Annotated in this window: 3 protein-coding genes; 1 reads left to right on the top strand and 2 read right to left on the bottom strand. The window is 72.6% G+C overall.

Going from position 1 to position 12,063, the window contains the following annotated elements; translation table 11 throughout:
• The first annotated feature begins 182 nt into the window (after nucleotides 1-182).
• Nucleotides 183-812, top strand: a complete 630-nt coding sequence (locus tag G6N19_RS10490; RefSeq protein WP_193464882.1) for a GNAT family N-acetyltransferase — start codon at nucleotides 183-185, stop codon at nucleotides 810-812.
• 26 nt (nucleotides 813-838) lie between these two features.
• On the opposite strand, the gene G6N19_RS10485 is transcribed toward G6N19_RS10490, so the two are convergent.
• Nucleotides 839-9,565 (bottom strand): PE family protein, encoded by an 8,727-nt coding sequence (locus G6N19_RS10485; protein WP_193464881.1) that lies wholly within the window; start codon nucleotides 9,563-9,565, stop codon nucleotides 839-841.
• 85 nt (nucleotides 9,566-9,650) lie between these two features.
• Complete coding sequence (locus G6N19_RS10480) at nucleotides 9,651-12,059, bottom strand: hypothetical protein (protein ID WP_193464880.1); 2,409 nt, start codon at nucleotides 12,057-12,059, stop codon at nucleotides 9,651-9,653.
• Nucleotides 12,060-12,063 lie beyond the last annotated feature (4 nt).

Here is a 12,063-nt window from a genome sequence, read left to right as displayed (position 1 = left end):
TCGCTGGAGAATGGCTGCGGTCCGTCGTGTCGACGCCGATAGCCATTCAGACGCTGACACCCGCAATTGCACGTGGCATCATTGGCGAGCCCATTGACGACGGCGCTGCCGTCAACGGAACTCCAGGAGGCACTTCTCATGTTTATCGAAACCGCTTCAGTGACAACGCGTTCAGGTGCGTTATGAGTGCGCTGATGGCGCGGCAGCTGGCTGACGTGTCCGCCGAGGTTCGCGCGGTTCCGGCGCCGCCGCTGCCGGTATTCCCGGACCCGTACAGCGTGCGTTTCGCAGACCCGGACGCCGACGCGGAGCTGATCTCCGACTGGATGAACCGCCCGCATCTGGCCGAGACGTGGCACTACGACTACCCGGCCGATCAGTGGCGCCAACACCTGGGTATCCAGTTCCGGGGCAACTACTCCCGGCCGTACATCATCAGCATCGACGGCCGGCCGATGGCCTACATGGAGCTGTTCCGGGCCGCCCAGGATGACGTCGCCACCCTTTATGACGCCCATCCCTACGATGTGGGACTGCATATCGCCTTCGGGGAGTTCGACATGCTCAAGCGCGGACACGGGATCATCCTGTTCAAAGCGCTCGTCGACGGCGTGTTCGATGTCGAACCGCAGTGCCGACGGATCATCGGAGACACCCACGCCGACGTGAACTCCCTCGGGCGCCGCGCCTGGGAGCGGCGCAACGGGGCGTTCCTGGGCGAACACTTCGTGCCGAAGTGGAACCAGCGAATCGCGCTGTTCGCCTGGCCGAGAACACCCGAGGACATTCCGATCTACAGCGCAGAGGCCTGACGCCGGTCGCCGGGGGCGGCGGATCATCATGATCCGCCGCCCTTGCCGCCGGCACCGCCAGCACCGCCCTGACCGGGGGTAGCGCTGTCGGTACCGCTGGCCTTGCCGCCCGCCGCACCGCCAGAACCGGACAGACCGGACTCACCCGTACCGCTGGCCCCGCCGGTGCCACCGGTGCCGCCGGTGCCGCCGGCACCTGCCGACCAGCCGTTCTTGCCGGTGCTGCCGTTGCCGCCGATGCCACCCTTACCGCCGGTGCCACCCTTGCCGCCGGCACCGTCCGCACCGTCGGCCCCGTTGCCACCGGCCACGCCGGTGCCGTTGCGGAGATCGCCGCCGGCCCCGCCGCTGCCGGCGACGCCACCGGTACCGCCGGTGCCGCCGTTACCGCCGAGCCCGCCGTTCCCGGCGGCGTTGCCCTTCGAGCCGGCACCGCCCGTACCGCCGGTGCCACCGTTGCCGCCGTTGCCGCCGGTGCCGCCCGCACCGCCGGTGCCGCCGACGCCGGAGTTGCCGGACTCGGTGCCGCTGGCACCGCCCGCGCCGCCCTGGCCGCCGGCCGCGCCGGCCGTCCCGTCACCGCCGTTGGTGCCCGTGCCGCCGGTAGCCTTCGAGCCACCGGTGGCACCGGTGTTGCCTGCGGTACCGATCAAACCGTTGCCGCCGGCGCCGCCCTTGCCTCCCGCACCGCCGTTGCCGTTGAGCGCGGCCGAGCCGCCGGCGCCACCGTCGCCACCGGCCTGGGCGGCCGATCCACTGGTGGCATTGCTGCCCGTGGCGCCGTTACCGCCCGCGCCGCCGTTGCCGGTGGCGCCGGCTGCGCCCGCGTTTCCGCCGGCGGCCTGCGCGGAGTTGTCGGCGTTCCAGCCGCCGGCCCCGCCGGCGCCGGCGTTACCCGCGACGCTGGAGCTGTCGCCGCCGTCACCGCCGGACCCGGCCTTGGCACCGCCGCCACCGGCGGCGCCGTGGCCGCCGCGGCCGCCGTCACCGGCGTTACCCGCGGAGCCACCGTTACCGCCCGTGCCGCCGACCCCGTCGGCACCAGCGGTGCCGTGGGCGGAGTCGCCGCCCGCACCGCCGTTACCGCCGATGCCACCGTTCGCGCCATCACCGGCCGTGCCAGTGGCGTCGCCACCGTCGGTGCCGTCGCCTCCGCTGCCCGCGGCCGCGTCGATGCCCGCCGCGCCGTCGGCCGCGTCGCCGCCGTTACCGCCGTGGCCGGCCGCGCCGCCCCGGCCGCCCGCGCCGCCGTTGCCGCCGTCGCTGCCACCGGCGCCGCCGGCCCCGCCGGTGCCGCCGTTGCCGCCCTGGACGCCGTTGCTGCCGTCGCCGGATCCCAGCGTGGTTCCGTGGGCGCCGGCTGCGCCCGCACCGCCGTCGCCGCCCGCGCCACCGAGGCCGATCGCTCCAGCGTCGCCGGCGTTACCGCCGTTGCCGCCATGCTGGGCGAAGCCGTCACCGAGCATCACGCCGTCGCCGCCCTTGCCACCGTTACCGCCGTGACCGGTGGCAGCGTTGCCGTCTGCACCGGACCCGCCGTTGGCCGCGATCAGCCCGTTACCGCCGACGCCGCCGTGGCCGCCTTCCGCACCGAGGCCGGCGTAACCGCCGGCACCGCCGTCGCCGCCGGTACCCGCGACGTGGTCAGCACCGCCGCCGGCGCCGTCGCCACCGTTACCGCCGCGTCCGGCGTCGCCACCGGCGCCACCGTTACCGCCCTGGCCACCGGCGCCTGCGGCACCCGCGACTCCGTTGGTGGCGGTACCGCCGAGCGCACCCGCGCCACCGTGGCCACCGAGGCCGCCGTTGCCGCTCACGCCGGCGTTACCGCCGGCCTGGCCGTCGTCGCCGCTGCCGGCGACCGCATGCTGCCCGTCGACGCCCTGGGCGACGCCACCGACGCCACCTTGGCCGCCCGTTCCGCCGTAGCCGCCGGCGCCGCCGTTGCCGGAGATGCTGCCGCCGGCACCACCGGCGCCACCGTTGCCACCCATACCGCCGTCGGCACCGTCGGTGCCGTTGCCGTCGACATCGATGCCGCCGTTCGCGCCGAGCGCACCGGTGCCGCCGTGACCGCCGTTACCGCCGTTGCCGATCGTTCCGGCAGCGCCGCCGATACCGCCGTTGCCGCCGGACTGCGAGGAGCCGTCGGCGAGCACCTGGCCGGTGCCGCCGTGGCCGGCGTTACCGCCGTTACCGCCGGTGCCGATGACACCGTCGGTGCCGGCCGCCCCCGGGCCGTCCAGTCCGGTGCCGCCGGCGCCGCCGACACCCGCGGCGGCCTGGTCGCCGCCGGCTCCGCCGTTGCCGCCCGCGCCGGCGATGGCGTTCGTGCCACCGCCCGAACCGTTGGCGCCGGTACCGCCGTTGCCGGCATTGCCCGCGTTGCCGCCGTTGCCGCCGGCGCCCGCGGCGCCGTTGACAGCGCTGCCGCCCTGGCCGCCGGCCGCGCCGGCCCCGGCATGGCCACCGTCGCCGCCGCTACCGCCGGCCGCTCCGTTGACGCCCGCGGCGCCGTTGCCGCCGTTGCCGGCATTGCCGCCGTTGCCGCCGTCACCGCCGTTGCCAGCGTCACCGGAGACGGTGCCGCCGGCACCACCGTTGCCGCCCTTGCCGGCGACCGTGCCCGCACCGCCGTTGGTCCCGTTGCCGTCGCCACCGGTCACACCGTTGGCGCCGACGGCACCGTGGCCGCCGTTGCCGCCGTTACCACCGTTGCCGACGTCGCCGCCGGCACCACCGTGGCCGGCGTTACCGCCGGCCTGTGCGCCTATCGCGTTACCGCCGTTGCCGCCGTTACCGCCGTTGCCGCCGTGGGCGGCGTCGAGGCCGTCCACACCGTCGGCCCGCTGGGTGCCGTCACCGTTGAAGCCGCCGGTGCCACCGGTTCCGGCATGGCCGATGTTGCCGCCGGCACCACCGTTGCCGCCGGAGCCGGCGATGGGGTTGACGCCACCGCCGGCGCCGTGGCCACCCCGGCCACCATCGGCACCGGTTCCGGCGTTTCCGCCCCTGCCACCGGCCGTGCCCAGACCGTCGGCACCGGCGTTGCCGTTGGTCGCGGTTCCACCGGCGCCGCCGTTACCGCCGTTACCGCCGTTACCGCCATTACCGCCATTACCGCCGGCACCACCGTTGCTGCCGACGCCTCCAGTGCCGGCCATTGCATCGAGGCCGGCCTTACCCAGGGCTCCGTTGCCACCGTTACCACCGGTGCCCGCCGCGCCGGCACCGCCGCCCGCGCCGCCGTTACCGGCGATCGAGCCGCCCGCGCCGCCCGCGCCGCCGTCGCCGCCCGAGCCGCCGGACTGACCGTCCTGACCGTTGACCTGCCCCAGCGTCGTGCCGTTGGCACCGTTGCCGCCGATGCTGCCGGAACCGCCCGCACCACCGGCGCCACCGTTGCCGTAGGTTCCGGCGTCGCCGCCCGCACCACCGGCGCCACCGCTCTGCGGGTTACCGCCGGCCAGCACCTGACCGTTACCACCGCGGCCACCGGCGCCGCCGTTACCGCCGGTACCGGCACCGCCGTTGCCGCCGTTGACAGCCTGCTGTCCGTCGCCGCTCAGGCCGCCCTGACCGCCGAGGCCGATTTCGCCGCGGTCGCCGCCGTGACCGCCGTCACCGCCCGCGCCGGCGATCGCGTTCGCGCCGCCGCCTGCGCCGTTGGCGCCGTTACCGCCGTTGCCCGCGTTGCCCGCGGCGCCACCCTGACCACCGGCGCCACCGGCGCCGACCGCGCCGTCGAGGCCAGCGGTGGCAGTGCCGCCCTGGCCGCCGGTTCCGCCGTTACCGCCCAGTCCGCCGCTGCCGCCGCTACCGCCGTCGCCGCCGTCGACGCCGGCCAGGCCGCTGCCGAATGCCGCGTTGACGCCAGTGGCGCCGGTTGCGCCGTGACCGCCGCGGCCGCCCGCGCCACCCGCGCCGCCCGCGCCGCCGTTTCCGGCGTCGCCGGATTCGCTGCCGCCGGCGCCGCCGTTACCGCCGTTACCGCCCAGGCCGCCGAAGCCGCCATCGGTGCCGTCGGTGCCATCGCCGTTTCCATCGACGATGCCGTCGATGCCCTGCAAGCCGGTCGATCCCACGCCGCCGTTACCACCGGCGCCGCCGTTACCGACCGGACCGGCCGCGCCACCGTTGCCGCCGTCACCACCGGCCTGGGGCGTGCCGTCGCCCTGCACCAGACCGATGCCGCCGGCACCACCCGCACCGCCGTTGCCGCCGGTGGCCGCCGCGCCAGCGGCGCCGCCCGCAGCCTGCTCGGTGCCGCTGGCGTTCCAGCCGCCCGCACCGGCGTTGCCGCCGGCTTCGCCGCGCACACCGCCCTGCCCGCCGTCGCCGCCCTGACCGGCCTTGGCGCCGGCGCCGCCGCCGGCCCCCTGACCGCCCTGACCGCCGTTGCCGGCGTTGCCCGCGTCACCTGCGTTGCCGCCGACTCCACCGAGCCCTTCGACACCGGCCACACCGTCGGTGACGGAACCGCCCGCACCGCCGTTGCCGCCCTGGCCGCCGTTGCCGCCGGCTCCACCGTTGCCGGCGTTGCCGCCGTTGGTGCCGTCGCCGCCGCTGCCGGCGGCCGCGTCAATGCCGGCCGTTCCGTCGGCGCCGTGGCCACCGTTTCCACCGTGGCCGGCCGCGCCACCGTTGCCGCCCGCGCCACCGTCGCCGGAGACCGAACCACCGGCACCGCCCGCGCCGCCGTTACCACCGAGGCCACCGTCGGCGCCGTCGGTGCCGTTGCCGTCACCGCCGGTAATGCCGTCGACCGTCGCGCCGGCACCACCGTGGCCGCCGGCACCACCATTGCCCACCGATGCCGCGTCGCCGCCGGCGCCGCCGGCGCCACCGCCCTGGCCGGTGTTGACACCAGCGATGAGCCCGGCACCGGCACCACCGTTACCGCCGGCACCGCCGTCGCTACCGGCACCATCGACGCCGGTTGCGCCATCGCCGCCGGTCTCGGCACCGCTCCCGCCGGTGCCCACGGCGCCGGCCGCACCGCCGTCAGCGCCGGCGCCGCCCGCGCCGCCGGCGCCCGCGTTTTCAGCACCACCGCCGCCGAGGCCCATTCCGCCCGCGCCCGCGGTACCGGCATCGCCACCGTCGCCGGCGTTACCGCCGTTGCCACCGGTGCCGTCGTTGGCCGCACCACCTTGGCCACCGGTACCACCTTGACCGCCGGCCCCGGCATTTCCGCCGTTGCCACCGTCGGTGTCGGCGACATTGGCGTCCTGGCCGGCGCCACCGGCGCCGCCGTTGCCGCCCTTACCGGCGTTACCGCCGTTGCCGCCGTTGCCGGACGTGGTGCCGCCGGCGCCACCGTTACCGCCGTTGCCGCCGGCACCGCCGACCGCGCCATCGGTGCCGTGACCGTCGCTGCCGGTGCTGCCGTCCACCGTCGCGCCGACACCACCTGCACCGCCAGCGCCGCCGTTGCCGATCGCTGCGGCGTTACCGCCGGCACCGCCGTTACCGCCGGCCTGACCGGTCACGCCGTCGCCGGCCAGTCCGGCACCGTCGCCGCCCTTACCGCCCGCGGCACCGTCACTGCTGAGGCCGGCCTGGCCGGCGCCACCGTCGGCACCCTGGCTGGTGCCCGCACCACCGGTACCGGCGTTACCCGCTGCGCCGGCGTCGGCGCCGTTGCCACCGCTACCACCACTACCGGCCACGTCGACACCGCCGCCACCGAGGCCGTCGCCGCCCGCGGCGGCCTGACCCGCGGCGCCACCGTCACCGGCGTCACCGCCCGCGCCACCGGCGCCATCGGTCGCGGTACCACCGGCGCCACCATTACCGCCCGCGCCACCGGCACCGGCGCTACCGCCGTTACCACCCGCGTCACCGGCTCCCACCGCGTCGGCCGCCGCGCCACCGTCACCGCCGACGCCGCCCTGGCCACCGGCACCACCGGCGCCGCCGTCACCGGAGTTCGAGCCGCCCGCGCCGCCGACACCACCGTCGCCACCGGCACCCGCCACACCACCGGTGGTGCCATGGCCGCCGCTGTCGGTGCTTCCGTCCGTGCCGTCAGCACCCTTACCGCCGGCCCCACCGGCGCCACCGGTGCCGACCGACGCCGCATCACCGCCGGCGCCACCGTTACCGCCGGCCTGACCGGTCAGGCCGTCGCCGGCCAGACCGACGCCGTCACCGCCGACGCCGCCGACCGCGCCGTCGCTTCCGGCGCCTACCTGGCCCTCGGCGCCCGCGCTACCGTTCTCAACCCCGACTCCACCGGCCCCCGCGTTACCTGCCGCGCCGCCATCGGCGCCGTCACCGCCCCGGCCGCCGCTGCCGGCCGCATCGAAGCCGCCGCCACCGAGGCCCCGGCCACCGGCCGCAGCCTGGCCCGCGTCGCCACCGTTGCCCGCGACACCGCCGACACCACCGACGCCGGTTGCCGACGTACCACCAGCACCGCCGTCACCACCGATACCACCAACACCGGCGTTGCCACCGATGCCACCGGTGCCACCGGCCACCACCGCGTCATCCGCCGCGCCGCCGTTACCGCCGGTGCCGCCTACGCCGCCGGCGCCGCCGGCGCCGCCGTTGCCCGAGGTGGTGCCACCGGCACCACCGGTACCACCGGCGCCACCGGCGCCACCGGTGCCGCCTGCCTCGCCGTTACCGCTGATATCGGTGAGACCGTCCACCCCGGTCGCACCCTGGCCGCCGGTGCCGCCGTTGCCGCCGTTACCGGCCTCGCCGGCGTCACCGCCGTCACCGCCGACACCACCGGCCTGCACCGTGCCGTCACCGAGCACCTCGCCGTGCCCACCGGTACCGCCGTTGCCACCGTTGCCAGCGGCGCCATCAGCACCGGTAGCACCCGAATCCGCCTGCGCCCCACCACCACTGGAGCCACCGGCACCGCCGGCACCACCGGTACCGCCCACGCCATCAGAGGTACCGCCCTTGCCGCCGGCACCGGCCGCGGCCGCGGTGCCACCACCGGCACCGGCACCACCATCGCCACCGTTGCCCGCCGCACCGCCGGCGCCGCCGTCACCACCGAGGCCGCCGACACCGTGCGCACCGGCGTTGCCGTGCACCGAAGCGCCACCGGCACCACCATCGCCACCGATACCACCGGCACCACCGGCACCACCATTGCTGGTCGCGTCACCACCATTGCCACCGTCGTCACCACTACCGGCAACAGCATCGGCACCCGCCGCCCCATCCGCTCCGGCACCGCCGACACCACCGGCACCCGCGTTACCACCGGCGCCACCGGCACCGCCATCACCGGCATCCGAACCACCGGCGCCACCAGCGCCACCGGCGCCACCGTTACCACCGGCCAGACCCGTGGTGCCCTCACCATCGACATCCGTGGTGCCGGCCAGGCCAACCGCACCGTCACCGCCGTTGCCGCCGGCACCACCATTACCCAGGTTCCCGGCATCACCACCAGCACCACCAGCACCACCGGACGCGCCAGCAGTCGTCGCACTGAACCCGTCACCACCAGCACCACCATTACCGCCACTGGTCGCCGCCGCACCACCGGCACCAGCGGTACCCGCGTCACCACCACGCCCACCAGCACCACCATCAATAGTCGTGGCGTCACCATCAGCACCAGCACCACCATTGCCACCAGCACCGGCATTACCACCCACACCAGCAGCACCGCCAACACCGGAAGCCCCAGAGCTGCCGATCAAGCCACCCGAGCCCCCAGCACCCGCCTTACCGGCCGCACCAGCAGCACCACCATCGCCACCATGACCAGCATCACCACCATCAGCACCGGCCTCGGTGGCATCCACACCATCGCCACCATCACCACCGGCACCACCATTGCCGCCGGCACCACCATTGCCACCAGCGCCACCCGAACCGATGAACCACGAACCCTTACCGCCGGCACCACCATTGCCACCAGCGCCACCATTGCCACCAGCCAGACCATTCAGGCCCGCCGCGCCAGCCGCCCCAGCCAGGCCGGCCAGGCCATCACCACCATCACCACCATTACCGCCGACGCCATACATGAACCCGGCCCCGGCACCACCGGCACCACCATGGCCACCCAACTCACCACCGGCGCCGCCGTCACCACCAACACCCATCCACCAGCCACCAGCACCGCCGGCGCCACCAGAACCACCGGCCAGGCCCGCACCACCGGCACCACCATCGCCGAACATCCCCGCAGCGCCACCGACACCACCGGTGCCATCAGCAGCGGTACCACCGGCACCACCATCACCGAACCACAACCCACCAGCACCACCAGCAGCCTCAGCCAGCGTGCCGCCATCCTCACCGTCGGCACCATTGCCGATCAACATCGTCCCGAACCCGAACAAGTTGATAAACGACGCAACTTCAGACCCAAACGGACTCAAAATGAAGTCCTGCCCCCAGTCATGCAACGGGGCATAGAACAACGAACCGAACCAGTCATCAGCAGCCGCCGAACCCGGCACACCGGCCACCGAGGCATCAAAACTCAACCCCACATTGGACAGCAACGGCTCCCACGAATCCGCATCAAACAACGTCTCCCACGACGACGCCTGACCCAAATCCTCCAGCGCCCCAGCCAAATCCGCACCGAACAGGTCAACAACCCAATCCAGCTCATCAGCCTTGGCCACCGGCGCAGCCGCCAACGGCGCCATCCCAAACGCCAAAAACGCCCCCACCGCACTACCGGCGGCCGCCACCCGGCGGCTCCGTCGGCCGACCGCGCCGGTCAAACCACGACGCTCTTCACGGTGCTGCTTGTCAGTCATTTGGGATTTCCTATCTGTGCGGCCCACAGTTGTCCTGGCTCTGGTTGTCTATCGGTTCTGGAACATCGGGATTGGTTGTCGCGGGTCAGCCGTAGAAGCCCAACGCTTCGGCTATCTGTTGCGGAATATCGTTCAGCCACAGCGGCAACATCCCGAAGAAGTCGCTGTCGAAGTTGAGGATGCCCAGGTCGGAAAGACCCATGCCATCGATCAGGCCGTTGATGTCGAGGTCGCCGAAGCCGAGGTCGGTGAGCAGCGAGTTGATCGTTACATCACCGAGGCCGAGGTTGGCGACGATGGTGTCCAGGTCATAGTTGTCCAGGCCCAACCAGCCCAGGAACGTGCTCAGCGTCGGGTCGCCGAGCAGGCTGGTCATCACGTCGGTGATGAAGTCGTCCAGATAGACCTCGTCGAGGCCCAGGCCGCCCAGCATGCTGCCGATCGACGTAGTGCCGAGCAGTTCGTTGATGAAGTCGTCGAGGTGCTGGTCGCCCATACCCAGGCCGTTGAGCAGGTTGGCGATATAGATGTCGCTCAACCCGAGTCGGTCGATGAACATATCCAGGTCGATGTTGTTCAGGCCGAGGTTGTTGAGCATCGCCTGGATGTAGAGATCGTTCAAGCCGAGGCTGTCGATAAGGCCGCCCAGGCTGACGCTGTCCATCCCCCAGTCCGAGAACAGCGACAGCAGTGTGGTGTCGGTCAAGCCGAGGCCGCCGAAGACGTTCGTCATGAGCTCGGTCAACGTCGGGTTGAAATCCCAGGCGGTTAAGAACTCCTCCACGGTGACATTGCCGGTCAGGTCGCCCAGGCCCTCGAACAGCGTCGCCAGCTCGTAGTCGTCGAGGTTCATGGCGCCGAGCAGAGTGAACACGTTGACGTCGTAGAGGCCCATGTTCTGCACGACTTCGCCGACGGTGTTGGGACCCATCACCGCTCCCAGGGTCGGGTTGCCGGCCTTCTCGAGAAGGGAGGCCTGATCGGGGGCGAGGACGCCCAGCGGCGTTTCGGCCAGGTTCGGGTAGCCCGGTTGTGGGCTAGGAAGTGTGTACATCAAGTCCACGAGCCCGACGTCGGTCACCGGAGTGGTGGGGTCGTAACCCATGTCGTTCTCGCCGATCGGCATTTCCTCCAGCATTTGGCCGAGGGTTGTGAAGCCGTAATCCCCCATCAGATCGGCCAAAGTAGCACCGGGCGGGAACATCGAGAGCAGCACGTCCATCAGCTCCGAGTCGCCCGTCATTCCCGGCATGAAACCGTCGTTGAGCAGGTCGATCAATGTTTGCTCGCCGTATTCGCCGAACATGCCGGTCAGCTCGCCGACCGTGATGCCGCCGAGGCCCAGCTGCTCGAAGAGCTCGGTCAGCGGGGGGTCACCCAGCGAGTCGGTCAACAAACCGCCGACGGTCCACGACGGGTCGACCAGGCTGGCGAGGGATTCGCTGCCCTGGGCGCCGAGCAGGTCCTTGATCAGGCCGCCCACGGTTGCGTTGTCGCCGCCGACGAGGTCCAGGATGAACTCGGAGAGGGTGGGGTTGCCGATCCCGATTTCCGGGGAGTTGAGCAGGGCGATCAGCAGGCTGGCGATCGAGTCATCCGGGCTGATGCCGCCGAGGTCGGTCAGCAGTTCGGCGATGGTGGGGTTGCCGATGCCGGCCTCGTTGAACAGGCCGATCAGCAGGTCGGACAGCTTCTCGGTGCCGATCCCGAACTCGTCGAGCAGATCCACCGGCGTCATGTGGCCGTAACCGACCTGGTCGAGCAGGTCGATGATCAGGGTTTCCAGCGGCGTGTCGCCGATGCCGGCCTGGCTCAGCAGGTCGGTGATGGTGGTGTCGCCGAGGCCGGTCAGGTCGACGACACCGCCGACATCGAGGCTCAGTCCGGGCTGCGCCGGGGTGAGGAGGCCGTTGAACAACGGGAGGCTGAAGCCCGCGATGTCCAGGCTCTCGTGGCCGTTCAAGAACGCGTCAAGCAGCGTCGCCGGCGCGCCGACCAGCGCCGACAGCGCCCCCATCGGGTCGGTGAAGTCGAGGATCTGCTGCATCAGCTGCTGCATCGCGGCGAAGACGGCCATCATCGGCCCCATGCTGGTGAGCAGCGAGTTCAACCACAGCGGCAGCTGCAGGTCGATATCGACCGGGAAGGGGAACGCCTGCACGTCGATGCCGGGCAGCGGATTGGTGAAGATGTTGATGACATCCGGGATGCCGGAAATCGCCTGCGTCGGGTTGGTGAAGACGTGGACCAGCAGCCCCCACATGTCGACCGAGTTCTGGTTCAACGCCTGCAGGTTGGCCGCGGTGTTGTTGAACAGGTCCGTCCACGGCGAGAAGAAGTCGCCGTCGGCGGTCAGGGCGACGGACCGCTGCTGCACGGCGGCGATCTCACGCTGCAGTTGCGGCAGCTGTGACGTCACCGGCGGTGCGGCGACGAGGCCCACCCCGACAATCGCCAAGCCGGTGGTGACGTAGGGACGAAGTGTTTGCTGCATGATG

The organism is Mycobacterium novum, from assembly GCF_010726505.1.
Taxonomy (GTDB): domain Bacteria; phylum Actinomycetota; class Actinomycetes; order Mycobacteriales; family Mycobacteriaceae; genus Mycobacterium; species Mycobacterium algericum.
This window is presented reverse-complemented; position numbering and strand designations above follow the sequence as displayed.